This window comes from Streptomyces sp. NPDC051217, from assembly GCF_044455465.1.
In the GTDB taxonomy this organism is placed as follows: Bacteria; Actinomycetota; Actinomycetes; order Streptomycetales; family Streptomycetaceae; genus Streptomyces.
Map to the genome: position 1 here is coordinate 1 of NZ_JBITEV010000018.1, position 26,370 is coordinate 26,370.

At 71.6% G+C, this 26,370-nt stretch carries 24 protein-coding genes; 9 read left to right on the plus strand and 15 right to left on the minus strand.

Annotated elements, in window-relative coordinates; translation table 11 throughout:
• The first annotated feature begins 554 nt into the window (after positions 1-554).
• Positions 555-1,553 (plus strand): tryptophan--tRNA ligase, encoded by a 999-nt coding sequence (gene trpS, locus ACIBBB_RS30725; protein WP_398987771.1) that lies wholly within the window; start codon positions 555-557, stop codon positions 1,551-1,553.
• On the opposite strand, the gene ACIBBB_RS30730 is transcribed toward trpS, so the two are convergent.
• Positions 1,520-2,521 (minus strand): GlxA family transcriptional regulator, encoded by a 1,002-nt coding sequence (locus ACIBBB_RS30730; protein ID WP_398987774.1) that lies wholly within the window; start codon positions 2,519-2,521, stop codon positions 1,520-1,522. The genes trpS and ACIBBB_RS30730 overlap by 34 nt on opposite strands.
• 81 nt (positions 2,522-2,602) lie before the next feature.
• Between ACIBBB_RS30730 and ACIBBB_RS30735 the strand changes: the two genes are divergently transcribed.
• Entirely contained in the window at positions 2,603-3,193 is a 591-nt protein-coding gene (locus tag ACIBBB_RS30735) for a cysteine hydrolase family protein (protein WP_398988008.1), read from the plus strand.
• Positions 3,194-3,220: 27 nt separating this feature from the next.
• On the opposite strand, the gene proC is transcribed toward ACIBBB_RS30735, so the two are convergent.
• From proC to ACIBBB_RS30775, 8 genes are all read right to left on the minus strand, one after another.
• The gene (gene proC / locus ACIBBB_RS30740; protein WP_229700964.1) at positions 3,221-4,030 is read right to left on the minus strand and encodes a pyrroline-5-carboxylate reductase; all 810 of its coding nucleotides are present in this window, start codon (positions 4,028-4,030) and stop codon (positions 3,221-3,223) included.
• A gap of 117 nt (positions 4,031-4,147) precedes the next feature.
• Positions 4,148-4,957: an ABC transporter permease gene (locus tag ACIBBB_RS30745; protein WP_398987777.1), complete on the minus strand. Its 810-nt coding sequence runs from the start codon at positions 4,955-4,957 to the stop codon at positions 4,148-4,150.
• Entirely contained in the window at positions 4,954-5,724 is a 771-nt protein-coding gene (locus tag ACIBBB_RS30750) for an ABC transporter ATP-binding protein (RefSeq protein ID WP_398987778.1), read from the minus strand. Before ACIBBB_RS30750 ends, ACIBBB_RS30745 begins: the two co-directional genes overlap by 4 nt.
• Before the next feature lie 53 nt (positions 5,725-5,777).
• Positions 5,778-6,878 carry an NAD(P)/FAD-dependent oxidoreductase gene (locus ACIBBB_RS30755; RefSeq protein ID WP_398987780.1) on the minus strand — a complete coding sequence of 367 codons (1,101 nt, stop codon included), beginning with the start codon at positions 6,876-6,878 and terminating at the stop codon, positions 5,778-5,780.
• Between the two features lie 69 nt (positions 6,879-6,947).
• Entirely contained in the window at positions 6,948-7,820 is an 873-nt protein-coding gene (gene sigJ / locus ACIBBB_RS30760; protein WP_398987782.1) for an RNA polymerase sigma factor SigJ, read from the minus strand.
• Between the two features lie 43 nt (positions 7,821-7,863).
• Complete coding sequence (locus ACIBBB_RS30765; RefSeq protein ID WP_398987784.1) at positions 7,864-8,649, minus strand: class I SAM-dependent methyltransferase; 786 nt, start codon at positions 8,647-8,649, stop codon at positions 7,864-7,866.
• Positions 8,650-8,718: 69 nt separating this feature from the next.
• Positions 8,719-9,312: a hypothetical protein gene (locus ACIBBB_RS30770; protein ID WP_398987786.1), complete on the minus strand. Its 594-nt coding sequence runs from the start codon at positions 9,310-9,312 to the stop codon at positions 8,719-8,721.
• A 56-nt stretch (positions 9,313-9,368) separates the two neighbouring features.
• On the minus strand, positions 9,369-9,719 hold the full coding sequence (locus ACIBBB_RS30775) for a hypothetical protein (protein ID WP_398987788.1): 351 nt from the start codon (positions 9,717-9,719) through the stop codon (positions 9,369-9,371).
• Positions 9,720-9,858: 139 nt separating this feature from the next.
• On the opposite strand from ACIBBB_RS30775, the gene ACIBBB_RS30780 reads away from it, so the two are divergent.
• Positions 9,859-12,081, plus strand: a complete 2,223-nt coding sequence (locus tag ACIBBB_RS30780) for a PQQ-binding-like beta-propeller repeat protein (protein WP_398987790.1) — start codon at positions 9,859-9,861, stop codon at positions 12,079-12,081.
• 109 nt (positions 12,082-12,190) lie between these two features.
• Here ACIBBB_RS30780 and ilvD read toward each other — a convergent pair whose 3' ends face one another.
• From ilvD to ACIBBB_RS30800, 4 genes are all read right to left on the minus strand, one after another.
• Positions 12,191-14,041 (minus strand): dihydroxy-acid dehydratase, encoded by a 1,851-nt coding sequence (gene ilvD / locus ACIBBB_RS30785; protein WP_398987792.1) that lies wholly within the window; start codon positions 14,039-14,041, stop codon positions 12,191-12,193.
• Between the two features lie 169 nt (positions 14,042-14,210).
• Positions 14,211-14,822, minus strand: a complete 612-nt coding sequence (locus tag ACIBBB_RS30790; RefSeq protein ID WP_398987794.1) for a TetR family transcriptional regulator — start codon at positions 14,820-14,822, stop codon at positions 14,211-14,213.
• Positions 14,819-15,733: a sugar phosphate isomerase/epimerase family protein gene (locus tag ACIBBB_RS30795; protein ID WP_398987796.1), complete on the minus strand. Its 915-nt coding sequence runs from the start codon at positions 15,731-15,733 to the stop codon at positions 14,819-14,821. Before ACIBBB_RS30795 ends, ACIBBB_RS30790 begins: the two co-directional genes overlap by 4 nt.
• Before the next feature lie 111 nt (positions 15,734-15,844).
• The gene (locus tag ACIBBB_RS30800; RefSeq protein WP_398987798.1) at positions 15,845-16,801 is read right to left on the minus strand and encodes a Ppx/GppA family phosphatase; all 957 of its coding nucleotides are present in this window, start codon (positions 16,799-16,801) and stop codon (positions 15,845-15,847) included.
• A 39-nt stretch (positions 16,802-16,840) separates the two neighbouring features.
• Between ACIBBB_RS30800 and ACIBBB_RS30805 the strand changes: the two genes are divergently transcribed.
• Complete coding sequence (locus ACIBBB_RS30805) at positions 16,841-17,683, plus strand: hypothetical protein (RefSeq protein WP_398987800.1); 843 nt, start codon at positions 16,841-16,843, stop codon at positions 17,681-17,683.
• Between the two features lie 24 nt (positions 17,684-17,707).
• Here ACIBBB_RS30805 and ACIBBB_RS30810 read toward each other — a convergent pair whose 3' ends face one another.
• Positions 17,708-19,630, minus strand: coding sequence for a hypothetical protein (locus ACIBBB_RS30810; RefSeq protein WP_398987802.1), 1,923 nt, complete (start codon positions 19,628-19,630; stop codon positions 17,708-17,710).
• A 153-nt stretch (positions 19,631-19,783) separates the two neighbouring features.
• Here ACIBBB_RS30810 and radA point away from each other — a divergent pair, with 153 nt between their 5' ends.
• Together radA and disA are read left to right on the plus strand one after the other, a co-directional pair.
• Positions 19,784-21,196, plus strand: a complete 1,413-nt coding sequence (gene radA / locus ACIBBB_RS30815) for a DNA repair protein RadA (RefSeq protein ID WP_398987804.1) — start codon at positions 19,784-19,786, stop codon at positions 21,194-21,196.
• A gap of 44 nt (positions 21,197-21,240) precedes the next feature.
• Positions 21,241-22,374 carry a DNA integrity scanning diadenylate cyclase DisA gene (gene disA / locus ACIBBB_RS30820; RefSeq protein ID WP_398987806.1) on the plus strand — a complete coding sequence of 378 codons (1,134 nt, stop codon included), beginning with the start codon at positions 21,241-21,243 and terminating at the stop codon, positions 22,372-22,374.
• A gap of 124 nt (positions 22,375-22,498) precedes the next feature.
• Here the strand turns inward: disA and ACIBBB_RS30825 are convergent, their stop codons facing one another.
• Positions 22,499-23,362 (minus strand): hypothetical protein, encoded by an 864-nt coding sequence (locus tag ACIBBB_RS30825; protein WP_398987808.1) that lies wholly within the window; start codon positions 23,360-23,362, stop codon positions 22,499-22,501.
• A gap of 181 nt (positions 23,363-23,543) precedes the next feature.
• On the opposite strand from ACIBBB_RS30825, the gene ACIBBB_RS30830 reads away from it, so the two are divergent.
• The 3 genes from ACIBBB_RS30830 (at position 23,544) to ACIBBB_RS30840 (ending at position 26,331) form a co-directional block, all read left to right on the plus strand.
• Positions 23,544-24,293 (plus strand): phosphatase PAP2 family protein, encoded by a 750-nt coding sequence (locus ACIBBB_RS30830; RefSeq protein WP_398988010.1) that lies wholly within the window; start codon positions 23,544-23,546, stop codon positions 24,291-24,293.
• Positions 24,294-24,460: 167 nt separating this feature from the next.
• The gene (locus ACIBBB_RS30835; RefSeq protein ID WP_398987810.1) at positions 24,461-25,381 is read left to right on the plus strand and encodes an A/G-specific adenine glycosylase; all 921 of its coding nucleotides are present in this window, start codon (positions 24,461-24,463) and stop codon (positions 25,379-25,381) included.
• 326 nt (positions 25,382-25,707) lie between these two features.
• Positions 25,708-26,331, plus strand: a complete 624-nt coding sequence (locus ACIBBB_RS30840; RefSeq protein WP_398987813.1) for a SigE family RNA polymerase sigma factor — start codon at positions 25,708-25,710, stop codon at positions 26,329-26,331.
• The last annotated feature ends 39 nt before the right edge of the window (positions 26,332-26,370 follow it).

Genomic DNA, 26,370 nt, shown 5'->3' on the forward strand with positions numbered 1-26,370 from the left:
CCTCTCGGGCTTTCCTCCGGGCTTCCCTTCGGTCTTGCTGTCCTGCGTTTCCGACTCTATCAGAACCTTTCGGCGCCTGATTCCCAGTCGGCGGGTTTGTCTTTCCGGCCCTGCGGCCGTTCCGACAAGTGAGACCTTAGCGGAACCGTTCCCCCGACGCTAATCGGGGTTTCGCGTCCCGTTCGAACGCGGATTCCTCATTTCGCAAAAGCGCGCGCAAAAGGAAGCGACCGGATGTCGCACGTTTGCTGTGGTCTTGCGGAATGACCGTCCGGGGATCGACCGGGGTCGATGCTCACGTCGGACAGCCTGGAGAACATTACGTTCACGACTTGGACGTGTCAACCTCGGGTCATCGGGGTAGGGCGCGCGTACTCTTGCTCCCATGACCACGCATGCGTGCACTTGCAGCTGGCGGGCCGTCTGACGGCGGCCTGCTGACACGTATGTGACCAACGGCCGCCGCTCTGGCGGCCGTTGGCGTTTCTCCCCTCTTTGAGGTCCGAGAGCCCGGCCCCCGGGCGGCGGCTCCGACCAGGAGTGGGACGAGTGAGATGACGCGGATCTTCAGTGGAATCAAGCCGACGGGCCATCTGACGTTGGGCAACTACCTCGGAGCCGTACGCAGGTGGGCGGAGGTGGATCAGCACCGGGCCGACGCCCTGTTCAGCATCGTCGACCTGCACGCACTGACCATCGAGCACGATCCGGCTCGTGTGCGCAGACTCAGCCGGCAGGCGGCGACGCTCATGCTCGCCGCGGGGCTCGACCCCGCTCGGTGCACCATCTTCGTGCAGAGTCATGTCGGCGCGCACACCCGGCTCTCCTATCTGTTGGAGTGCACGGCCACGGACGGCGAGCTGCGGCGCATGATCCAGTACAAGGAGAAGTCCGTGCGGGCGAAGGCCGCCGGGCACAGCGTGCGGGTGTCGCTGTTGACCTATCCGGCGCTGATGGCGGCGGACATCCTCGCGTACCGGACCGACGAGGTGCCGGTCGGCGACGACCAGACGCAGCATGTCGAGCTGACGCGCGACCTGGCCGAGCGGTTCAACCTTCGCTACGGGCCGACGTTCACCGTGCCGAGGGCCACGAATCCGCCGGTGGCGGCGCGGGTCATGGATCTCCAGGATCCGAGCTCGAAGATGGGCAAGTCGCACGAGTCGGGGTCCGGGATCGTCTATCTGCTGGACGAGACCGACGTGGTGCGCAGGAAGGTGATGCGGGCCGTCACGGACAGCGGGCGCGAGGTCGAGTACGACCCGGTCGCCAAGCCTGGGCTGGCCAATCTGCTGGAGATTCTCGCGGCGTGCGAAGGCGGGAACCCAAGTGAGCTGGCCGGTGTATACGAGTCGTACGGCTCACTCAAGCAAGACACCGCCGAGGCCGTCGTCGAGCTGCTGCGGCCGGTCCGGGCACGGCATGCGGAGCTCGCGGCGGATCCCGGTCATGTGGACAAGGTTCTGAAGGAGGGTGCGGAGCGGGCCAGGGAGATGGCCCGTCCGGTGGTGGATGCGGCCTACGAGGCGGTCGGGCTGCTGCCGGCCGGGTGACGGAAGGCGGCGCGGTAGTCGCGCGGGCTGGTGCCGAGGTGGCCGGCGAAGTGCTGGCGCATGGTCACCTCGCTGCCGAAGCCCGTGCGGCCCGCGACTTCGACCATGGGGAGGTCGGTGCGTTCGAGGAGTTTCTGGGCTGCGGCGAGGCGCCGCGCGATGAGCCAGCGGAGAGGGGTGGTGCCGGTGGTGGCCTGGAAATGGCGGGCGAAGGAGCGGGGGGACATTCCCGCGTGGGCGGCGAGGTCGGTGATGGTGAGTGGCTGGTCGAGATGGTGCAGGGCGTATGCGCGTACGGAGGCGAGGGCGTCCTCGTCCCGGTCGGCGCGGGGGGTGGGACGTTCGATGAACTGGGCCTGGGTGCCGGTGCGGTAGGGCGCCGTGACCATCGAGCGGGCGATGGTCGCCGCGGTCTCCGCCCCGTGGGCGGTTCGTACGAGATGGAGGCAGAGGTCGATGCCGGCTGCTGTACCGGCGGAGGTCCAGATGTTGTTGTCGTGGAGGAAGAGGGCGTCGGGCACGACGGTGACCCGCGGGTGGTGCTCGCGGAGGAGGGAGGTGAGGTTCCAGTGGGTGACGGCGGTGCGGCCGTCGAGGAGCCCGGCCTGGGCAAGGGTGAAGGCGCCGCCGCAGAGCGCGGCGATGGATGTGCCTCGGGCGTGGGCGCGGCGCAGGGCGTCGAGTACCGGCGTGGGGGCCGGGGTGAGGTGGTCGTCCAGGCCGGGGACGACGATCAGGTCGGCGCGGGTGAGCCAGGCGAGGGTGCGGTCGGGGGTGAGGGTGAGTCCGCCGCGTAGGGGAATGGGCGCTGGGTCGGCGGCCGGGCGGTGGAGGTCGAAGGCGGGTACGCCTCGGTCGGTGCGGTCGACGCCCCAGACCTCGGTGATGACCGAGACGTCGAAGGCGCGGATGCCGGGGAAGGAGAGGAGGGCGATGCGTTGGGGGGTGGGGGTGGGTGCGTCCGCCATGCGTGGCAGTAAACCATCGGTCGCTGGCTTCTGCGCCTCTGGAGGGGGTGGGTGCCGGGCGGGAGCATGGTGTCCATGGCAATGGAGATAGCGGAGAACGCGGCGCTGGTGGTCATCGATGTACAGCAGGGATTCGAGGAGGTGGAGTACTGGGGTGCGCGGAACAACCCGGAGGCGGACGAGAACATCGCCGCGCTGATCGACGTGTGGCAGGCGAGTGGGCGGCCGGTCGTGTTCACGCGGCACGACTCGGTGACTCCTGATTCGCCGCTGCGCGAGGGGTACGAGGGGAATGGCTTCAAGGAGTACGTCGAGCGGCGGCGGGGGAAGGGCGCGGCCGAGTCGGAGCTGCTGGTGGTGAAGAAGGTGAACTCCGCCTTCTACGGCACACCGGATCTGGGTGCGTGGCTGAAGGCCGCGGGGATCGGGCAGCTGGTGATGGCGGGGATCCAGACCAACATGTGTGTGGAGACGACATCGCGCATGGCCGGGAATCTCGGGTACGAGGTGCTCGTCCCGTTCGACGCGACGTACACCTTCGGCCAGAAGGGGCCCTGGGGCTGGGAGTTGACCGCGCAGGAGCTGGCGCGGGCGACGGCGGTGTCGCTGCACGGGGGTGGCTTCGCGAGGGTCGTGACGACGGACGAGGTGGTGCAGGCGGCGTCTGTCTGACCGCGCGCCGACGGTGGGGCGGGCCGGTCAGCCGTTGCCGGAGGCCAGTTCGCGGCTGCGGTCGCGGGCGGCTTCGATGGCGGCGATCAGGGCGGCCCGTACGCCGTGGTTCTCCAGCTCGCGGATGGCGCTGATGGTGGTGCCGGCCGGGGAGGTCACGGCCTCGCGGAGCTTCACCGGGTGTTCGCCGCTGTCCCGCAGCATCACCGCGGCCCCGATGGCGGCCTGGACGATGAGGTCGTGGGCCTGGGCGCGGGGCAGGCCGAGGAGGATGCCGGCGTCGGTCATGGCCTCGACCAGGAAGTAGAAGTACGCCGGGCCCGAGCCGGAGAGGGCGGTCGCCGCGTCCTGCTGGGACTCGGGGACGCGGGCGGTCTTGCCGACGCCGCCGAAGATCTCCTCGGTGTGGTTGAGGTCGGCGGGGGTGGCGTGGCTGCCGCCGGAGATGACGGACATGCCTTCATCGACGAGGACGGGAGTGTTGGGCATGACGCGTACGACGGAGATACCGGTGGTGAGGCGTTCCTCGATGAAGGACGTGGGGATACCCGCGGCGGCGCTGATGACCAGGCGGTCGGCGGAGACGTGGGGGGCGAGTTCGTCGAGAAGTTTGCCCATGTCCTGCGGCTTCACGGCGAGGATGAGCGTGTCGGCGCGCTTGGCGGCTTCGGCGTTGGTGACGGGTTCGACGCCGTAACGGTCCCGGAGCTGTGCGGCGCGCTCCGCGCGGCGGGTGGTGACCAGGAGGTCGGCGGGGCGCCAGCCGGCGCGGATCATGCCACTGAGGAGAGCTTCGCCGATCTTGCCGGTACCGAGGACTGCGATGGTCTTGGTCATGCGGGGTCACCTCGCCGGTGGGGTGGGTCGAGCTGTCGTACGGAACATCCGTGACCATCCTCGCACCGGCGGCGGGGGCGGGCCCGCCGTGTCCGCGTGGCGGAACGGCGGGCGGGTCTAGGCGGTGCGGCGGCGGAGGGTGGCGGCGCCCAGACCGAGGACCAGGATCGCGCAGACCGCGACGATCAGGATGTCGCGGACGAAGTTGCCGGTCACGTCGGAGTGGCGCAGGACCTCGCTCATGCCGTCGACGGCGTAGGACATGGGCAGGACGTTCGAGATCGCTTCGAGCACCGGCTGCATGTTCTCGCGTGCGGTGAACAGTCCGCAGAGCAGCAGTTGGGGGAAGATCACCGCCGGCATGAACTGGACCGCCTGGAATTCGGAGGAGGCGAAGGCAGAGACGAAGAGTCCGAGTGCCGTGCCGAGCAGGGCGTCGAGGAGTGCGACCAGCAGGAGCAGCCAGGGTGAGCCGACGACGTCCAGGCCGAGACCCCAGACGGCGAGCCCGGTGGCGAGGAGGGACTGGACGACGGCGAGGGCGCCGAAGGCGAGGGCGTAGCCGGCGATGAGGTCGGCCTTGCCGAGGGGCATGGCGAGCAGGCGTTCCAGTGTGCCGGAGGTGCGTTCGCGGAGGGTGGCGATGGAGGTGACCAGGAACATCGTGATCAGCGGGAAGATGCCGAGCAGTGAGGCGCCGATGGCGTCGAAGGTGCGGGCGTCGGCGTCGAAGACGTAGCGGAGGAGGAAGAGCATCACGCAGGGGACGAGGATCATCAGCGCGATGGACCTGGGGTCGTGGCGGAGTTGACGCAGGACGCGGGCGGCGGTGGCCAGGGTCCGGGCGCCGGAGAAGGCGCGCGGCGGGTGGGCTGAGATCTGGGCCGGGGCGGCGGCCGAGGTCGGGGCCGGGGTCGAGGTGGTCATCGCGGGGTCTCCTGGAGTGCGTGGGCGTTGGCCTCGTCGACCAGATGGAGGAAGGCTTCTTCGACCGTTTCGCGGCCGGTGCGGGTGCGCAGGGAGTCGGGGGTGTCGTCGGCGAGGATGTCGCCCTCGCGCATCAGGAGGAGGCGGTGGCAGCGTTCGGCCTCGTCCATCACATGGGAGGAGACGAGGAGCGTGGCCGCGCGGTCGGCGGCGATGCGGTGGAAGAGCTCCCACAGGTCGCGGCGCAGGACGGGGTCGAGGCCGACGGTCGGTTCGTCGAGGACGAGGAGTTCGGGCGTGCCGAGCAGGGCGACGGCGAGCGAGACGCGGTTGCGCTGTCCGCCGGAGAGCCTGCCCGCGAGGGCGTCGGCGTGGGACGCGAGGTCGACGTCGGCGATGGCGCGGTGGACGGTCTCGTCGCGGGCGTCGCGGTGGGAGCGTCCGGGGTTGAGGATGGCCGCGAAGTACTCCAGGTTCTGACGGACCGTCAAGTCGTCGTAGACCGAGGGTGCCTGGGTGACATAGCCGATTCTGGCGCGGAGCGTGGCATCGCCGGCCGGGCGGCCGAGGACGTCCAGGGTGCCGGTGACCTTGGCCTGGGTGCCGACGACGGCGCGCATCAGGGTGGATTTGCCGCAGCCGGAGGGGCCGAGGAGGCCGGTGATCCGACCGGGCGGTACGGCGAAGTCGAGGTCGCGCAGCACGGTGCGTTCGCCCCGTACTACGCGCAGCCGGTGAGCGCGGATGGCAGCTTCTGCTTTATTCATCACGTGATGAATAATGCTCCCGTCCGCGCCGCACCGTCAAGGCCGGGGGGGGCTCAGCCGAAGCCCGGGATGTGTGCGAGCAGGGCCGGCTGACGGGACGCCAGCTTCAGCGAGCGGACCGTGGCGCGGACGATGCCCTCCTTCACGTACGCCGCGGGGCGGCCGGTGAGGACGCGTTCGCGGGGCGAGTCGTCGGACCGTACGAACTGGACCAGCCCGTCATGGCGGCCCAGGCTCAGACATTGGAGGTGGTACGAGAAGTCCAGGGGTTTCGGCTCCTGGCCGCGCAGTTCGGCGATGATCGCGCTCGCGGCCTGCGAACCGCCGGGAAGCGCGGCCGCGCAACCCATGCGCAGCGAACCGGCCGCGGCGGTGTGCCCGGCGGCCGAGTCCCCCACCCCGTACACCTCCGGATGGGACACCGACCGCAGCGCCGCGTCGACCTCGACGCGTCCCCCGGCGTCGGTGGCGATCCCGGCTGCGCGCGCCAGTTCGGTGTTGGGGGTCATGGAGGCGGCCCAGACGACGACGTCGGTGTCGATGTCGTCCGGCCCGGCGATGCGGCGGCCTTCCTCGATATGTACGCCGCGGGCGGTGAGCACCGTACGGACATGGGCGCGGCCCTTCTCGGAGAGCCCCGGGCCGACGGCGCTCTCCGTAAGAAGGCTGACGCGCCAGCCGGGGTGAGTCTCCGAGAGTTCGGTGGCCAGTTCGATACCGGTGAGGCCGCCGCCCACGACCGTCAGGGAACCGGGTCCGTCCTGGAGGCGCTTGTGCAGTTCGGTGGCCGACTCGACCGTGTACGCGCGGTCCCGGTCGCCGGGGCCGACGGACCGGGTGCGGCTGCCGAGGGCGTGGACGAGCCGGTCGTACGGCAGGACACGGCCGTCGTCGGTACGGACCTCACGGCCCGCGGTGTCGATCTCCGTGGCGCGGGCGGCGACATGGACGATCCCGGTCGGGCGGAGGAACGAGCCGAGAGGGTGCGTGACGTCGGGGCGTCCGGCCGCGCGTTCGTGCAGCCGGACGCGTTCGGTGAACCGGTCGGCGGGGTCGACGAGGGTGACGTGGGCGTGCGGGGCGAGGCGCAGTGCGGACATCATCCCCGCGTAGCCCGCGCCGACCACGACGACCTGCGGCTTTTCCGAGGGCAAGGGGTGCGTGCTGGTGGGTGTCATACAAGGGGGACGACGTAGCACCCCCGCATGTGACGGTGAGCGCGGTCACAGACTCCCGAGGTCGAGGTGGCGCAGCTTCTCCGGGTTGATCACCGCGTCGATCTCGGTGATCAGCCCGCCGTGCACGCTGAAGGCGAAGACCATGCCGCGGTCGCCGGCGGGATCGGTGACCACCAGGCCGGGGGCGCCGTTCACCTCCCGTACGGAGGCGTGCATCGTCTCGGGGTCGAAGGCGCGCATGAGACGCCGTGAGAAACGGACGACCTTCTCGTCGCCGATGACGGGCAGTCTGGCCGCCGTGACCTTGCCGCCCCCGTCCGAGCGCCACACCACCTCCGGATCGAGGATCTCCAGCAGCCCGTCGAAGTCCCCGCCCAGCACGGCCGACAGGAACGCCTCGACGGCCCGCCGGTGCTCGCCCCGGTCGACGGAGCGGCGCGGCGCGTCGGCGCGTACCCGGCGGCGGGCGCGGGAGGCCAACTGCCGTACGGAATCGGGCGTACGCCCCACGACCTCCGCGATCTCCTTGAACGGCACGGCGAAGACGTCGTGCAGGATGAACGCGGTGCGCTCCGCCGGTGTCAGCCGCTCCAGCACGGTGAGCATGGCGAGCCCGACGGACTCGTCCAGCGTGACCCGGTCCTCGGGCCCGCTGTCGGTGACCACCGGCTCGGGCAGCCACGGCCCGACGTACGACTCACGGCGGGCGCGCGCGGAGCCGAGCTGGTCGTAACAGAGCCGGCTGATGACTGTCGTCAGATACGACCTCGTGTCGTCCGCCTCGTCGTCGGGCAGCCTCTGCCAGCGCAGCCAGGTCTCCTGGACCGCGTCCTCCGCGTCGGCGACCGATCCGGTGATGCGGTACGCGATGCCCCACAGCCTCTTGCGCTCGTGCTCGAAAGCCGCCAGATCGGCCATGCGTCGGCGCTCCTCTCCCCTGTGCCGGTGTCATGCCCCGCCGTCAGGCGTCGGACAACGGGCCTTGAAGGACAGACGACGCAGAGTCGCGAAATGTGACAGTCAGCTCGACCGAGTACGCCTCGTCCACATAACCGGCCGGAAAGATCTTGAGCAGTTCGGCGCGTTCCCCGACGAGGCAGGCGGCCGTGGCCTCCTCGCCGAGGACACGGAAGAAGGAGTGGCTGCCGAGATTGGCGAGGTGGGTGTCGAGCGGGACGGTGCGGGTCCAGTGCAGCACGCGCCGTACGCGCGGCAGGCCCGCGGGCAGACTCTCGGCGCGACGGCCCCCCGAGCCGTGGGAGCTCTCGCCCTCACCCGCGAGCCGGTGGAGCCGTTCCTCCTGCGCGGCGACCCACGGCACGGTGGAGTCGGCGACGTTCCACCACAGGGCGAGCGCGCCGCCGGGCCGCAGTACCCGAAGGGCCTCGGGGACGGAGCGGGCCGGGTCGGTCCAGTGCCAGGACTGGGCGTACGTCACCAGGTCGACGGACGCGTCCGCGATCGGCAAGGCGTCGCCGAGACCCCTGACCAGCGGGGTGTCGGGCAGCCCCCGGCGCAGCTGGGCGGCCATGCCCGGCCCCGGCTCCACCGCGATGACCTCGGCGCCGCGCGCACACAGCGGACGGGTGGCGATGCCGGTCCCGGCGCCGACGTCGACGACGCGGGAGCCTCGGAGGGAACGGCCGGACAGTTCCTCGACGGCGTCGAAGAGCACGGGCGGATAGCCGGGCCGGGCGGCGTCGTACTGGCCGGCGACGACATCGAAGGAGAGCGCGCGATCGGTCATGCGTCCCATCCTGACAAGGGTGCGGAGGTGTCCGGGTGCCGTGTCCTCAAGCGCTCGGACCGCCCCGAGTCACTTGCGCCTGGTACGTCCGCTCCTGCGGGCAGCGGGGTTGCGCGTGCGGGCGGTGCGCCCGCGCTCGTACCGCGTGACGGCCGTCTCGTACTCGGCACGCCGCAGCCCCTCCCCCGGCGCCTCGGCGAGCGAGCGCAGGAAGTACGCGATCAGCGAGCCGATGAAGCCGATGCCCTTGAGACTGCGCAGCGCCTCCTCGCGGGCGGCGTCGACCGGGCGCTTGGAGAACCCTTCCCAGGTCTTGCGGAAGGCGATGGCGCCGCACACCGAGAACATCACGATGACGAGTACGCCGACGAAGGGACTGGCGTTCGCGATCTCCAGGCCCTGGTAGGCGAAGCGCAGCAGAAAGCACGCGCCCACGGCGGCGGTCAGCGAGCCGGCGGCGACGCCGACGCGGCGCGCCGCGTACCCGGAGTCGTGGGCGACCCAGGTCGTGCCGAAGAAGCGGATCGGCTCGGGCCGGGGACCGCCGGGACCACCACCGTCGTGGGTGCCGCCGCCCGTGGACGGCGCTGCCGCTGCCGCGACGGCGGGGGTCTCGGCGGTTTCGCCGCCCTCGTTCGGGCTCACGCTCTTTCTCCGGCTCACAGGACGATTATCCCCGCGAGCCATCACGTGGGGCGAGGGGCCCGGGCCTCGGCGGCTCAGGCGCAGCGCGGGGCGACGTACCCGTCACTGCCCGTCTTCACGTACGCGTCCGAGACGAACTGGCCGTTGGCGATGTTGTCCCAGAGATTCGACGTCCCGTACGGCCCGTTCACCGACGTGCCGGGCTTCTGGCAGTAGACCGGCACCTTCACGTCGTACGGAAGGGTGCGGACCACCGAGTAGTGCGTGCCCGGACCCGAGCGCACATTGACGCGGTAGCCCGGCGCGATCGGGTATCTGACGACCGCCGCGGCGAACGCCCCCGCCTCGACGTCCGCGTCCCCTGCCTCGACAGCCACGTCGGTGACCGCGAGTTCTGCCACTTCCCCTACCTCTTCAACAGCCATCGCTGCCCTCCCCGTTGTTGATCTTGTTGAATGTTCACTCTCCGCGACGCGCAGGCTAGCAACACCCTTCAGCCACAGCCGCACCATCGACTAGGCTCCGTGAGTCGCGCTCGCTGAAAGCGACACGGGGGAATCACACATGGAATACGCCGGCAGTTACCGCCTGGAGGCCTGCCTCGGCTCCGGTGGGATGGGCGTCGTACATCTCGCACGTTCCGCGTCCGGACTGCGCCTCGCCGTGAAGGTGGTGCACCAGCAGTACGCGGCCGACCCGGAGTTCCGCGCCCGCTTCCGTCAGGAGGTCGCCGCCGCACGCCGTGTCAGCGGTGCGTTCACCGCGCCCGTCGTCGACGCGGACCCGGATGCCGAGCGTCCCTGGATGGCCACCTCGTACATCCCGGGTCCGACCCTCGCCGAGCAGGTGAAGAGCAACGGGCCCATGTCTCCCGCCGAGTTGCGCCGGCTGACGGCGGGGCTGGCCGAGGCGCTGCGGGACATCCACCGGGCCGGTGTCGTCCACCGGGACCTCAAGCCCGGCAACGTACTCCTTACGGACAACGGCCCCAGGGTCATCGACTTCGGAATCTCGCGGCCGGTCGACAGCGATCTGCGCACCGAGACGGGGAAGTTGATCGGCTCGCCGCCGTACATGGCGCCGGAGCAGTTCCAGCGTCCGCGTGAAGTGGGGCCCGCGGCCGACGTGTTCGCGCTGGGGTCGCTGCTGGTGCACGCGGCGACCGGGCGGGGGCCGTTCGACTCGGACAGCCCGTACATCGTCGCCTACCAGGTGGTTCACGACGAGGCGGATCTGGTGGGGCTGCCCGCCGATCTGGCGCCGCTGGTGGGGCGTTGCCTCGCCAAGGATCCCGGGAAACGTCCCACACCGGACGAGATCATGTCGGAGCTGCGCCCGCCTTCGTACGAGGCGGACGCGTTCATACCGGCTCAACGGCGTTCCGTGAAGCGGCCGTTGGCGGTGCCGGGAGGCGAGCAGCGCACCCATGTCCGGACGCGGTCGCCGTCCGCTTCCGGGAGTGCGCCCCAGCCCAAACCGTCTCCCCGCCCCGCTTCGAAGCGGACCGGCAGGCGCGAGCCGGTCGAGCCGAAGACCGCGGGCGGCGGCGGACGGCGTCAGCACGTCAAGTGGCCGGCGCTGGCGATCGGCGCCGTGGTGCTCGTGTACGGGGGCCTCTGGGCCGCACAGGGATTCGGCGATACGCGGGCGCCCTCGTCCGCCCCGCGGGGCTCAGGCGCCGCGGAGACGGCGGGCGTGGCCTTCGAGCCGTGGCTGGCCCCGACCATCGGGAAGACCGCCGAGCCCGGCACCGCACCGGCGTGTTCGTACACGCCGAGTGTCTCCGGCGTCTCGGCGACCCTGCTCTGCTCCACGGCCGGCGTCGCCGTCGCCCGGCTCGACCCGGCCGACGGGCAGGTGATCTGGTCGCACGGCGCGGGCGCCGAGACGGCGTCCGTACCCGTCGTCTCCGGCGGACTCGTGCACGCCGTCCTCACCTCGGCGAAGAGCGCGCGGCTGCGGGCGTACGAGAAGGACGACGGCACACCGGTCTGGAGCGCGGACGTCTCCGGCCACCAGGGCGGCGTCCATCACGCGGGCGACACCGTCCTGCTCGTAAAGGGCGACGGCCGGGTGGAGGCGCTGAACGGCGCGACGGGCAAGAGGCGTTGGGAGCATCCCCTGCCCGGCCACACCGACCCCGTCCTCGCCCTCCACAGCCCGGGGACCGGTCACACCTACGCCGCCGAGTCCTCGGCCGACGGCCGCACCACGCTGGTCAGCGCGGTGGACCCGAAGACCGGCGATCTCGCCTGGCAGCGGCGGCTCGACGGAAACCTCGATCCGGTGGGCACCGAGAGCGGCGCCCTGTTCCTCACGTCGCTCGATCCGGACTCGATGACGGACGCGGTCGTGCGCTACGACCCCGCGAGCGGCGACGTGCGCCGTATCCCGCTGCCCTACGTCATGGCCGAGGCGCAGTTCGCCGTGCGCGACGACACCGCGTATCTGCTGGCGCGCGGCGGGACCCTGGTGGCCCTCGACACCACCCGTAAGGGGAAGGAAGCCGAGCCCCGCTGGGAGTTGGAGACCGACGTCGCCCGCTCGTCCAGCCCCGTCGTGACGGCAGGCGACCGGCTCTACTTCTCCGCCGCCGACGGACAGCTGATCACCGTCGACACGGCGAACGGCTCGCTGGTCGGGCGTACGAAACCACGTCTGCTGTCGGGCAAGCTCGCCTACATGTCGACGCTGCCCACCCCCGCGACCGCACCCGGCCGGATCTACGCCGGCGCGCCCGACGGGTCCGTCTTCGCCGTGGACAGCGAAAACCCCGACACCTGGTGACACGCACCGGGTGACGGGGTCGCGCTCGACGTCGGGCCGGCTCTTCGGCCTACCGCTTCCGCCTACCGCTTCCGCCTGCCGCTTCTGGCTGCCGTTTCTGGCTGCCGCTTCAGCCCAGCAGGGAGACGTCCCTGACCGCGCCCTTGTCCGCGCTCGTCGCCATCGCCGCGTACGCGCGCAGCGCCACGGAGACCTTGCGCTCGCGGGCCACCGGCTCGTACACACCGTTCAGCGCGTCCCGCCGGACCGCCAACTCCTCGTCCCCGACGAGCAGTTCGATCGAACGCCCCGGGATGTCGATCCGGATCCGGTCGCCGTCCCGCACCAGCGCGATCGTCCCGCCGGACGCCGCCTCGGGCGAGGCGTGGCCGATCGACAGACCCGACGTACCGCCCGAGAAGCGGCCGTCGGTGACCAGAGCGCACGCCTTGCCCAGGCCGCGCCCCTTCAGATACGACGTGGGGTAGAGCATCTCCTGCATGCCGGGGCCGCCGCGCGGACCCTCGTAGCGGATGACGATCACATCGCCCTCCGCGATCTCCTTACGGAGGATCTTCTCGACGGCGTCCTCCTGCGACTCGCAGACGACGGCGGGGCCTTCGAAGGTCCAGATCGACTCGTCCACGCCCGCGGTCTTCACCACACAGCCGTCGACGGCCAGATTGCCCTTCAGCACGGCGAGTCCGCCGTCCTTCGAGTACGCGTGCTCCAGCGAGCGGATACAGCCGCCCTCGGCGTCCAGGTCGAGTGTGTCCCACCGCTCGGACTGGGAGAACGCGGTCGCCGAGCGCTTGCAGCCGGGCGCCGCGTGCCACAGCTCCACGGCCTCCTCGGAGGGTGAACCGCCGCGCACGTCCCAGGTCTTGAGCCACTCGTCGAGCGAGTCGGAGTGCACCGAGTGCACGTCCTCGTTGAGGAGGCCGCCTCGGTACAGCTCGCCCAGGATGGCGGGGATGCCGCCGGCGCGGTGGATGTCCTCCATGTAGTACGTGCCGCCGGGCGCGACGTTCGGCGCGACCTTCGACAGGCACGGGACGCGCCGCGAGACGGCGTCGATCTCGTCCAGGCCGTATTCGAGACCGGCCTCCTGGGCGGCGGCGAGGAGGTGCAGGATCGTGTTCGTGGAGCCGCCCATGGCGATGTCGAGCGCCATGGCGTTGTCGAAGGCCGCGCGGGTGGCGATGTTGCGCGGCAGGACGGTCTCGTCGCCGCCTTCGTAGTAGCGCTGGGCGATGTCGACGACCGTGCGGCCCGCGTTCTCGTACAGCGCCTTGCGCGCGGTGTGCGTGGCGAGGACCGAGCCGTTGCCGGGCAGGGCGAGGCCGATGGCCTCCGCGAGGCAGTTCATGGAGTTGGCGGTGAACATGCCGGAGCAGGAGCCGCAGGTCGGGCAGGCGTTCTCCTCGATACGGAGGATGTCCTCGTCCGAGACGGACTCGTTGACGGCGTCCGAGATCGCGTTGATCAGGTCGAGCTTGCGGACCGTGCCGTCGACCAAAGTGGCCTTGCCGGCCTCCATCGGGCCGCCGGAGACGAAGACCGTGGGGATGTTGAGGCGCATCGCGGCCATCAGCATGCCTGGCGTGATCTTGTCGCAGTTGGAGATGCAGATCAGCGCGTCCGCGCAGTGCGCCTCGACCATGTACTCGACGGAGTCGGCGATCAGGTCGCGGGACGGCAGGCTGTAGAGCATGCCTCCGTGGCCCATCGCGATGCCGTCGTCGACGGCGATGGTGTTGAACTCACGCGGGACGGCTCCGGCGGCCTTGACCGCCTCGGAGACGATCCGGCCGACGGGGGCGAGGTGGGTGTGGCCGGGGACGAACTCGGTGAAGGAGTTGGCCACGGCGACGATCGGCTTGCCGATGTCCTCGCTCGCTACGCCCGAAGCCCGCATAAGGGCGCGTGCGCCCGCCATGTTGCGGCCGTGGGTGACAGTGCGGGACCTCAGCTCGGGCATCGTCGCTCGCTCCTTCGGCAGATCCTTCGGTGGAAATGACTTGTTCGAGCCTACGCCCACCGCTCCAAGATCTGGACGGTCCGTCCGGAATGCGGGACACCTGCTCAGGTTCCGCGCCCTCCTCGCGCCGGACCCGGTCAAGCCTCGCTCAGGCCTCGGGAGACCTCGGTCAGGCCTCGGTCAGATACCGCTGGAGCGTCGGCGCGACGAGTCGGACGATCTCGTCCGTGTCCACGGAGGCCAGCGGCTCCGCCTTGATCACGTACCGCAGGATCGCTATCCCGATCATGTGCGAGGCGGCGAGTTCGGCGCGGAGGGTGGGGTCCGGTACGTCCAGTTCCACCGCGATCCGCTCCAGGAGCCGCCGCAGCACGAATTTGCGCAGCAGGGCCGCCGCCGCCTCGTTCGTCACCGCGGAACGGATGATCGCGAGCAGCGGGGCGCGGGAGGCCGGGTTCTCCCACACGCCGATGAAGTAGCGCGCGAGCCGCTCGCCGATGCCGTCCTTGCCGCCGCTCAGCAGCGCGGGGAGCACCATCGCCGGCTCGAAGGAGACCTCGATGGCAGCGCCGAAGACCTCCTCCTTGGTACCAAAGTAGTGATGCACGAGGGCGGGGTCCACCTGGGCCGCCTTCGCGATGCCTCGTACGGAGGTCTTGTCGAAGCCGCGCTCGGCGAACTCCGTACGGGCCGCCTCCAGGATCCGCTCGCGCGCGCCGGGGCCGGTGTCCGTGTCCGAGCGTGCGGGGCGGCCACGGCGGCGCGGGGCCGTATTCGTCATGGGCGGCGGATCCGCGGCCGGCCGTACGACACACGCGGCTGCGGCGGCCGGGTCTCCGCGGAGGGCGGTCCCGACGGCGATCCCGCGGGGGAACCGGCGGCGGCTCCCGTCGACGCCAGGTGCAGCCGGGTGAAGGCCAGCGCCTCCGCCAGGTCGGCCTCGCGTTCGGCCGAGGACATCGCGCGCCGGGTGTTGACCTCGATGACGACATGCCCGTCGAAGGAGCTGTCCGCCAGTTGTTCGAGAAGTTCGGCGCAGGGCTGGGTGCCGCGTCCGGGCACCAGGTGCTCGTCCTTGGCCGAGCCGTTGCCGTCGGCGAGATGGATGTGTCCCAGCCGGTCGCCCATGCGGCCGACCATGGACATCGCGTCGGCGCGGGCGGTGGAGGTGTGCGACAGGTCGACGGTGAAGTGGCGGTAGTCGTCCTTCGTCACGTCCCAGTCGGGGGCGTACGCGAGCACCTCACGGTCCCGGTAGCGCCACGGGTACATGTTCTCGACGGCGAAGCGCACGTCCGTCTCGTCGGCCATGCGCCAGATGCCGGTGACGAAGTCGCGCGCGTACTGGCGCTGCCAGCGGAACGGCGGGTGTACGACGACGGTGGAGGCGCCCAGCCGCTCCGCGGCGGCCCGCGCCCGCTGGAGCTTGGTCCACGGGTCCGTCGACCAGACGCGCTGCGTGATCAGCAGACAGGGCGCGTGGATGGCGAGGATCGGCACCCGGTGATAGTCGGAAAGCCGTCGCAGTGCCTCGATGTCCTGGCTGACGGGGTCCGTCCAGACCATGACCTCCACGCCGTCGTACCCGAGGCGCCCGGCGATCTCGAAGGCCGTCGCCGTGGACTCCGGATAGACGGAGGCCGTCGACAGCGCGACCTTCGCATCCGGGATGCGCACCACTGGTTCTGCCACGGGGACAGGGTACGGGCAGCGGCGGGGGGCTTCGCGGGCAGCGGAGGGGAAAGTGACGAGTGCAACGGCTCGCCCTCCTGAGGAGGGCGAGCGGTTCACAGCAGTCGGGACTCAGCGCGCGGTCGGCACTCCGACCTCCGTCGTCGGAAGCTGGTCCAGCCGTCGCAGGATCACGCCCTCGCGCAGCGCCCAGGGGCAGATCTCCAGCTCATCGACGCCGAAGAGATCCATCGCCGCGTCCGCGACCAGCGCGCCGGCGAGCAGCTGGGGCGCCCGCCCCTCCGACACACCGGGCAGCGCGGCACGGCGCGCGGCGGACATCACCGCCAGTTTGGGGACCCACTCCTCCAGCGATTTACGGCTGAGGTCACGCTGTACATAGAGCCCGTCGGCGGAGCGGGCGGCCCCGGCGATCCTCGCCAGCTGCCGGAAGGTCTTCGAGGTGGCCACGACGTGGTCCGGTTCGCCGAAGCGGGTGAACTCGCCGACGCTACGAGCGATCTCGGCGCGCACATGGCGGCGCAGGTCCCGTACGGCCGCCGGATCGGGCGGATCGCCGGGCAGCCGGGCAGCCGTGAGGCGGCCGGCGCCCAGGGGCAGGGACACCACGGCGTCCGGTTCCTCGTCGATGCCGTAGGCGATCTCCAGCGAGCCGCCGCCGATGTCCAGGACCAGCAGCCGCCCCGCCGACCACCCGAACCAGCGCCGGGCGGCGAGGAACGTCAGCCGGGACTCCTCGTCGCCGGTCAGGACATGGAGGTCAACGTTCGTCTCCTCCTTGACCCTCGCGAGTACCTGGTCGGCGTTGCTCGCCTCCCGCACGGCGGACGTCGCGAACGACAGCACCGCTTCGCAGCCCTTGTCCTCGGCCGCCTGGAGCGCCTCGGCGACCGTGGCCACCAGCCGGTCCACGCCCTCGGGGCCGATCGCGCCGTCCGCGTCGAGCAGTTCGGCGAGTCTCAGCTCGGTCTTGTGCGAATGGGCGGGCAGCGGGCGCGCTCCGCGATGCGCGTCGACCGCCAGCAGATGGACGGTGTTCGAACCGACGTCGAGAACTCCGAGTCTCATGAGCGAACGCTACTGCGACGACACGCATACGCTGGACCCGTGCCAAAGACGAACAAGGCGAAGCCGGGCAAAGCCAGACGCGCCAAGAAGCAGCATGAGCAGGTTCCGCCCGACGAGAAGGGGCTGGACTTCGCGCGGTCCTGGGTCGAATTCCCTGATCCGGCGGACGACGATCAGGTCTTCCGGTGCGATCTGACCTGGCTCACCTCACGCTGGACCTGCATCTTCGGCAGCGGCTGCCAGGGCATCGAGGCGGGCCGCGCCGACGACGGCTGCTGCACGCTGGGGGCGCACTTCTCCGACGAGGACGACGAGAAGCGGGTCGCCGGGCACGTGAAACGGCTCACGCCGGAGCTGTGGCAGTTCCACGACGTGGGGACGGACAGCGGCTGGGTGGAGACGGACGACGACGGCGCCCGCAAGACGCGCCGCTGGGACGGCTCATGCGTCTTCCAGAACCGGCCCGGTTTCGCGGGCGGCGCTGGCTGCGCGCTGCACATCCTGGCGCTGCGGGAGGACCGCGAGCCGCTGGAGACGAAGCCCGACGTCTGCTGGCAGTTGCCGGTCCGGCGTACGTACGACTGGATCGAGCGGCCCGACGAGTCGCGGGTGCTCCAGGTGACGATCGGTGAGTACGACCGGCGGGGCTGGGGCCCCGGCGGGCACGATCTGCACTGGTGGTGCACATCGGCGACGTCGGCGCACGGTGCGGGCGAGCCGGTGTACCGGACGTACGGGCCCGAGCTGACGGAGCTGATGGGCAAGGCGGGGTATGACGTGCTGGTCGGGCTCTGTGAGGCACGGCTGGCGAGCGCGCTGCCGCTCGTCGCTCCGCACCCGGCGGACCCGGGACCGGCGCCCGCGACCGCGCCCTCGGCCTGACGGCGGAGGACGCGGCGCGGCCGCTCACGGGGACGCGGGCGGCGTGTCCGGCGACCCGTCCGGGCCGCCCGAGTCGCTCGGACCGGACGGGTCGCCGGGCGGGCTCGGGTCGACGGAACCGGGCGGCGGGCCGGTCGGGTCCGGCGGATCCGTCGGGTCGCCCGTGCCGGGCGGCGGGTCGGTGGGGTCGGTCGGCGGATCGGTCGGGTCGCCCGTGCCGGGGTCGCCCGTGCCCGGCGGCGGTGAGGACGGCGGGCGCGTCGGATGCGTCGGCCGGCCGGGGCCGGGCCCGGGGCCGGGATGCCACGAGGACGGCGGCCTGGAACCGTAACCGCTGATCGCGACCGCCGAGCCCGACGGGCTCAGCCCGATACGGGCGCGCCACGCGCCGGACGGCTCGCGCGAGTGGTCCACGTGGACGTGGACGGTCACCGACCTGCCGGGGGCGAGCGTGCCGGACGTACGGCTCAGCCGCAGCCAGGACGCGCCGGTCCAGGCCGACCACGAGACGGGCTCGCCGCCGGTCGCGGTGAGCGTGATCCTCGTACGGTCGCCGCTCGACTCCGCCGTCACCGCGAGCCGTCCCGAGCCCGCTCCGGCCGCTCCGGGCGTGCCGCCCGTGCCGTCGCTGATGACCTCGACGGAGACGTCCGGGTCCTGGCTGCCGTCGGCGAAGGGACCGCCGGGCCGGTTCTGGGCGTTGCCCGCGTTCTCGTAGGTGTCGTACGGATCGGCGCCCTGCGCGCCGCGCCGCTCGGCGTCACCGGCGCTGACCGATGTCCCGCCGTGGCCCTCCCCGGTCGGTGGCGCGCCCCGGTACGCCGCCCAGAGGGCGAGCACGGGCGCGGCGACGACGGTCGCGACGACGGTGGTCGTGACGGCCCGCGCGCGCAGCCGGTCGCGGCGGGCGGCGCGGTCCTTGGGGTCCATGGGGAAGCCGTTGCGGCCGAAGCGCGGGGTGGTGGCACGGGCGCGCGGGGTGTTCGTCATGGCGTTGTACGCCGCGGGCCGAGGTGCCTCGACGAGCGGCAGGACGGCGGGTGCCGCGGCCCAGGAGGGCACGCCCGACGAGCTGGGCCCGGCGGCGCGTGTGGAGGCGGCCGAGCCGGGCCAGGGGCCCGCGGCCTCGGCGCGCTCGGCGGCGCGGCGGCAGCGCGGGCAGTCGTCCACGTGCCGGACCAGTTCGCGGCGGAGCACGGCCGAGAGAAGCACCTGGTCGTCGCCGGTGAGCTGGGCGACGGCGGGGCAGTTGCCCATCTGGACGACGGCCAGCGCGGCCCTGGTGCGCTCGACCTCGCAGGCGGCGGAGTTGAGCAGCTCGCGGGCGGGCAGCCGCTCCATCGACAGGACGGCGGCGACGTCGCGCGCGCCGAGCCCGTGGCGTACGGCCAGTTCGAGCGCTTCGCGCTGTTCGGGCGTCGTACCGGCGGCCTCGGGCCAGGCCAGCACGGCGAGTTCACGCCGACGGCGGGCGGCGACCTCCGGAGGCAGAGCGTCATGGGACGCGCCCTCGGCCGGATCCGGCTCGCGACGGCCCGTGTGCGCCCCCGGGCGGCTCGCACGCTGTTCACCGAGCCGGCGCAGACAGGCCCATCGGGCGAGCGCGTAGAGCCAGGCCCTGCGCTCGCCCTCGCCGTCCGGGCAACGCCCGTAGTGGCGCTCGGAGATGGCCAGGACCTGGCCCAGCACCTCGGTCGCCGCGTCGTGGTCGCACAGCACGGAGAGGCAGTACGTGAACAGCCCGTCCAGATACGGCTCGTAACGCACGGGGGGGCGGTGGGTGCCCGGCGCGTTCGTATCCGGGCTGTGCGGCTCCGGCCGGTGGGTTCCCGACCGGTGCGTACCCGATCGGGGCGCGCGACGGGGCGCACGGTGTGCGCCGGTGGTGTGTGCGGGGGGCTCCAGTCTGCTGCTCGTCACCCGCCGACGGTAGACAGGGGAGCGCACAACCTTCCCGACGCTTGCCTACTTTTAATCCGTACGGATGAAACGTCCGCCATGCCCGTATCTTCCTCACCGACAGGTCCCCGCCCCGGGGCCGGGACCGCCGAAGTGACCACCGCGGCAAGGGTTGTCAGTGGTCGCCTATACGGTGGCGCCATGGCTGTCGCCCGTACGAAATCCGCCAAGGACCGGTCGTCCTACCGCTGCACCGACTGCGGTTGGACGACCGTCAAGTGGCTCGGCCGCTGCCCCGAGTGCCAGGCCTGGGGCACCGTCGAGGAGTACGGCGCGCCCGCCGTACGGACGACGGCGGTCGGACGCGTCAGCACCCCGGCCCTGCCGATCGGCCAGGTCGACGGCCGGACGGCCACGGCCCGCTCGACGGGCGTGGACGAGCTGGACCGCGTCCTCGGCGGCGGCCTCGTGCCGGGAGCCGTCGTGCTGCTGGCCGGCGAGCCGGGCGTCGGCAAGTCCACGCTGCTCCTGGATGTCGCGGCGAAGGCGGCCGGCCCGGAGCACCGCACGCTCTACGTGACCGGCGAGGAGTCGGCGAGCCAGGTACGGCTGCGCGCGGACCGCATCAAGGCGATCGACGACCATCTCTATCTCGCGGCCGAGACAGACCTCTCCGCCGTCCTCGGGCATCTCGACGCGGTCAAGCCGTCCCTGCTCATCCTGGACTCCGTACAGACGGTGGCGTCGCCGGAGATCGACGGGGCGGCCGGCGGCATGGCCCAGGTCCGGGAGGTGGCGGGGGCGCTCATCCGGGTCTCCAAGGAGCGGGGCATGTCCACCCTGCTCGTCGGCCACGTCACCAAGGACGGCGCGATCGCGGGCCCCCGGCTGCTGGAGCACCTGGTGGACGTCGTGCTCTCCTTCGAGGGCGACCGGCACGCGCGGCTGCGGCTCGTGCGCGGCGTCAAGAACAGATACGGCACGACGGACGAGGTCGGCTGCTTCGAGCTGCACGACGAGGGCATCACGGGGCTCGCCGACCCCTCCGGCCTCTTCCTCACACGCCGGGACGAGCCGGTCCCCGGCACGTGCCTCACGGTCACCCTGGAAGGCCGCCGCCCGCTCGTCGCCGAGGTGCAGGCGCTGACGGTCGACTCCCAGATCCCGTCCCCCCGGCGCACCACCTCGGGCCTGGAGACCTCCCGCGTCTCGATGATGCTGGCCGTCCTGGAGCAGCGCGGCCGGATCAGCGCGCTCGGTAAGCGCGACATCTACAGCGCGACGGTCGGCGGTGTGAAGCTCTCGGAGCCGGCCGCGGACCTGGCGATCGCCCTCGCCCTGGCCTCGGCGGCGAGCGACACCCCGCTGCCGAAGAACCTCGTCGCGATCGGCGAGGTGGGTCTCGCGGGCGAGGTCAGAAGGGTGACGGGCGTCCAGCGCAGGCTGGCCGAGGCGCACCGTCTGGGCTTCACACACGCCCTCGTCCCGACCGATCCGGGGAAGATCCCGGCCGGTATGAAGGTCACGGAAGTCGCCGACATGGGGGCCGCTCTCAGCGTGCTTCCGCGCCGGGGTCGTGCGGAGGCCCCACGGGATGGCAAGGACCGCCGGTAGACTTTGCCCTGGTCTCGCCCATCCGTACGAGCCGGAGGAGTGCAGTGGCAGCCAACGACCGGGCAGCAGCACCCGGAAAATCCGGTGCCGGCTCCGGTGGATCCGGCACCGAAGCGCTGATGCGCGCCTCACTGAGCGCGGTAGCGCCCGGCATGGCGCTGCGTGACGGCCTGGAGCGGATCCTCCGGGGGAACACCGGCGGTCTCATCGTCCTCGGCATGGACAAGACCGTCGAGGCGATGTGCACGGGCGGCTTCGTGCTGGACGTGGAATTCACCGCGACGAGGCTCCGTGAGCTGTGCAAGCTCGACGGCGCGCTCATTCTCGACAAAGACATCACCAAGATTCTGCGGGCCGGTGTCCAGCTCGTCCCCGACGCCTCCATCCCGACCGAGGAGACCGGCACCCGCCACCGCACGGCGGACCGGGTGTCCAAGCAGTGCGGGTTCCCCGTCATCTCGGTGTCGCAGTCGATGCGGCTGATCGCGCTGTACGTGGACGGGGAGCGCCGGGTCCTGGAGGAGTCGGCGGCGATCCTGTCCCGCGCCAACCAGGCCCTGGCGACCCTGGAGCGGTACAAGCTCCGGCTGGACGAGGTCGCCGGCACGCTCTCCGCGCTGGAGATCGAGGACCTGGTGACGGTCCGGGACGTGACGGCGGTCTCGCAGCGCCTGGAGATGGTGCGCAGGATCGCCACGGAGATCGCGGAGTACGTGGTCGAGCTGGGCACCGACGGGCGACTTCTCTCCCTCCAGCTCGACGAGTTGATCGCGGGCGTCGAGCCGGAGCGTGAGCTGGTCGTACGGGACTACGTGCCCGAGCCGACGGCGAAGCGGTCCCGTACGGTCGCCGAGGCGATGACCGAGCTGGACGCGCTCTCCCACACCGAGCTGCTGGAACTGCCCGTGGTCGCACGGGCGTTGGGCTACAGCGGATCGCCCGAGACGCTCGACTCGGCGGTCTCGCCGCGCGGTTACCGGCTGCTGGCCAAGGTGCCGAGGCTGCCGGGCGCGATCATCGAGCGGCTGGTCGAGCACTTCGGCGGGCTGCAGAAGCTGCTGGCGGCGAGCGTCGACGATCTCCAGACGGTGGACGGGGTGGGCGAGGCGCGGGCGCGCAGCGTGCGCGAGGGCCTGTCGCGGCTGGCGGAGTCGTCCATCCTGGAGCGGTACGTCTGACACGTACGGGCAAGCGCCCGCGTACGAGGAAGAGCCGCGCCACCGCTCAGCGGGCGGTGGCGCTGCCCTCCTCCGTACGTAGGTCGCCTCGTAGGTGGGTCGCCGTCGTCGGCGGGTCGCCGACTCAGTCCTTGTCCAGCCGGATCGAGGTCTGGCCCTGCCTGACGGTCGCGTCGGGTGCCGCCGCCTCGACCAGGTAGGTGCCGGGCTTCGCCTTGCCGGGCGGCGGTGTGGCGCACCGCGGCACGCTCTGCGTGAGGTCCCAGACGACGGTCCGCGTGACCGTCCCGCCCGCGGGCACCTTCAGCAGCAACTGGCCGATCCGGGGACAGTCCTTGGAGGACCAGATCTCGTCGCTCTCGGAGTTCGTGACGGTCAGCACCACGGACTTCGGCCCGAGGTCGGCTTTGCAGTCCTTGCCCGACCCGTTGGTGGCCACGAGCCTGAACGAGGGCTTCTCGCCCGGCTCGTAGGCGACCTTGCGGCTCTCCAGCTTGACCGTCAGCGCGCTCGGCGAGCAGTTGGGGAGACTCGATCCGACCGGTACCTGCTCGCCTGTGGTGCTGCCGCTCGCGCCGTCACCGGCACTGCCACCACTGCCGCCGCTCGCCGCGCCGCCGCCCGAGCCGGCCGAACCGCCCGTGCCGGCACCGCCGTTGTCGCCACCGGCGCCGCCGTCGGCGCCCGAGCCGGCGTCCGTACCGCCGCTGCCGGGGCCGTCGCTCCCGCCGGTCTCGCCCGACTCGTCGCGTCCGCCCGGCTGTTCACTGATCGCGGGTCCGGATCCGGACGGTCCAGGGGTGATCGAGGGAGGGGGCGCCTCGCCGTTCGCGCCGTCGTCACGCTTCTTTCCGCCGTCGTCACCACCGGATGTGACGACCCATACAACGAGCAACGCGAGCAGCGCGATCAGAGTCGCCGCCACCGCCCTCCGTCGCCAGTAGATGGAGGAGGGAAGCGGCCCGACCGGATTGCGCATAGATCCCACGGCGCAACTCTACGAGAGTTCAGGGCCAACTCCCGCCCCACATGGCGCTCGTCTCGCAAGTTTTACGGATCATCATCATGCGACGGCCGCCCGGCGTGGCCCCACTTACCACTTTCGTCAGGGGTTCGGCCGCCGATGGCAAGATGCGTCAGCGGTGGGTCGGAGGGTACGGTCCGTGACCATGGACCCCTCCGTCACCAGCGGCCTTTACCGCGACATTACTGATCTCGCCCATCAATCGCCCTCCTGGGTACGGCACTTCGTCGAGATCGGGACGGAGGCCGTGATCGTCATCCTGGGAGTTCTGTTTCTCGCCGCTTGGTGGCGTACGCGTTCCGGGGACTCACGGGCCATGGCCAGGGCGGTAGTTGGGCCACTGGCGACCGCCGTCGCGTACGTGTGCAGCGAACTGGCCAAGAGCGCCATCCAGGAGGAGCGTCCGTGCCGCGCGGTCTCCGGCGCCGCCGCGTCGCTGGCGACCTGCCCGCCGGTCGGCGACTGGTCGTTCCCCAGCAACCACTCGACCATCGCCGCCGCCTCGGCGGTCGCGCTCGCCATCGCCTGGCGGACGATCGCTTTCCTGACGCTCCCGCTGGCGCTGTTCGCCGCCTTCTCGCGGGTCTTCGTCGGCGTGCACTATCCGCATGACGTGGCCGCGGGGCTGCTGCTCGGCGGGCTGGTCGCGACGCTCGTGGTCCTGACGCTGACGCGACCCGCGCGGGTGCTGATCGAGACGATGCGGACGAGCCGTACGGGGGTCGTGGTCTGGTGCGCGGGACCGGGACCGCGTGTTCCGCAGGTCACCGTCGGCCGCGGCTCGGGGCCGGGTCACGATGCGGACCACCGTGCGGCGGGCTGGGCCGGAAGCGGGGCGGCGGAAGACTCCGGCGTCCTCGGCCGGCAGAGCGAACGGCCCGATTCGCGCCTCTGAGCACAGACGGTTCACCCCAGGTCCACACACGGTTCATCCCCGGTCGGCCGGTACCGTACGACTCCCGACGCGCCCCCTTCGCGCCCCCGTCACCACCCCGCGACGCCCGGCGCACAGCGGGCGGCTGCACCGCCCCCACCGTCGAACGTGCCAGGATCGGTCCTGTCATGACTGCGACCCCTGCGACTTCCGCGACCACGGCGCCGGCCATCACCCCCGCCGCCCTTCACGACCCCGTCATCGCGTGGTTCGACGCGCACGCCCGCGACCTGCCCTGGCGCCGACCCGACACGGGCGCCTGGGGCGTGATGGTCAGCGAGTTCATGCTCCAGCAGACCCCGGTCGCCCGGGTGCTCCCGGTGTACGAACAGTGGCTCGCGCGCTGGCCACGCCCTGCCGACCTGGCCGCCGAGGCGCCCGGCGAAGCGGTACGCGCCTGGGGCAGACTCGGCTATCCGCGCCGAGCGCTGCGGCTGCACGGGGCCGCGCTGGCGATAACGGAGCGGTTCGGCGGCGACGTACCGCGCGAGCACAGCCAGTTGCTCGCGCTGCCCGGGATCGGCGAGTACACGGCGGCCGCCGTGGCCTCGTTCGCGTACGGACAACGGCATGCCGTCCTCGACACGAACGTGCGGCGCGTCTTCGCGCGTGCGGCGGCCGGAATCCAGTACCCGCCGAACGCGACGACGGCCGCGGAGCGCAAACTGGCCCGCGCGCTGCTGCCCGCCGACGAGCCGACGGCCGCCCGCTGGGCCGCCGCTTCCATGGAACTCGGCGCGCTCGTCTGCACCTCGAAGAACGAGGACTGCGCGCGCTGCCCGATCGCCTCGCAGTGCGCCTGGCGGCTGGCCGGCAAACCCGTGCACCAGGGTCCGGCCCGGCGCGGCCAGACGTACGCGGGCACGGACCGGCAGGTGCGCGGCAAGCTGCTCGCCGTGCTGCGCGAGGCGGTGGCGCCGGTACCGCTCGCGGTGCTCGACGCCGTGTGGGAGGAACCGGTGCAGCGGGCCAGGGCGCTCGACGGGCTCGTGGCCGACGGGCTGGTCGAACCGATGGCGGACGATCTGTACCGGCTGCCGCTGACCTGACACCGCGCCGCCCCGCCTGGCCGGTTCGGCCGGGCCCCTGACGACCGTACGACCGGCTTGGCACCGCCCCGCCTGGCCGGTTCGGCCGGCCCCTCCGGGCCGGCCGTTCGTCTGTGCTGCTCCGCCGCCGTGCCGTTCGCCCGTTACTTGGCTCGTTGCTCGTTCGTCCGTTCCATCCCCGCCGTTACACAACCGATGGATGTCCGTGCGCCCGCCGACGGCTGGCGCGCACGGCCTCGTGACAACCCCTCCGTAACTTCTGGAACGTCAGCGAAGAACACGGCAGCGCGGTACACGGTGCGGTTCACGGGGTGGAGGCGGTTGGCATGGCGCACGGCGAGGTGCTCGAATTCGAGGAGTACGTACGCACCCGGCAGGAGGCACTTCTGCGCAGTGCCCGGCGTCTGGTTCCCAATCCCGTCGACGCCCAGGACCTGCTCCAGACCGCCCTGGCCCGTACGTACGGCCGCTGGGACGGCATCGCGGACAAGTCGCTCGCCGACGCCTATCTGCGCCGCGTCATGATCAACACCCGTACGGAGTGGTGGCGGGCGCGAAGGCTCGAAGAGGTGCCGACCGAGCAACTGCCCGAGGCCTGCGTCGAGGACGGCGCCGACCAGCGCGCCAACCGCGCCCTGCTCATCGACATCCTCGGCGTCCTGGCGCCGAAGCAGCGCAGCGTCGTCGTGCTGCGGCACTGGGAGCAGATGAGTACGGAGGAGACGGCGGCGGCGCTCGGGATGTCTACCGGTACCGTGAAGAGCACGCTGCACCGGGCACTCGCCAGACTCCGCGAGGAGCTGGAGGCCCGGGAGCTGGAGCGCCGCGACGCGGAGCGCCGGACGGCGCCGGGGATCCGGCAGTCCGAGCACCGCACGCCGCGGGCCCGCGCTCCGCAGCGTGCCGGTTATCGTCGCGACGGACGGGGGCAGGAGCGGTGCGCGGCCTGAGGCGCGATGGGGAGAGCACGCCTGTCCCGAGAACGACCG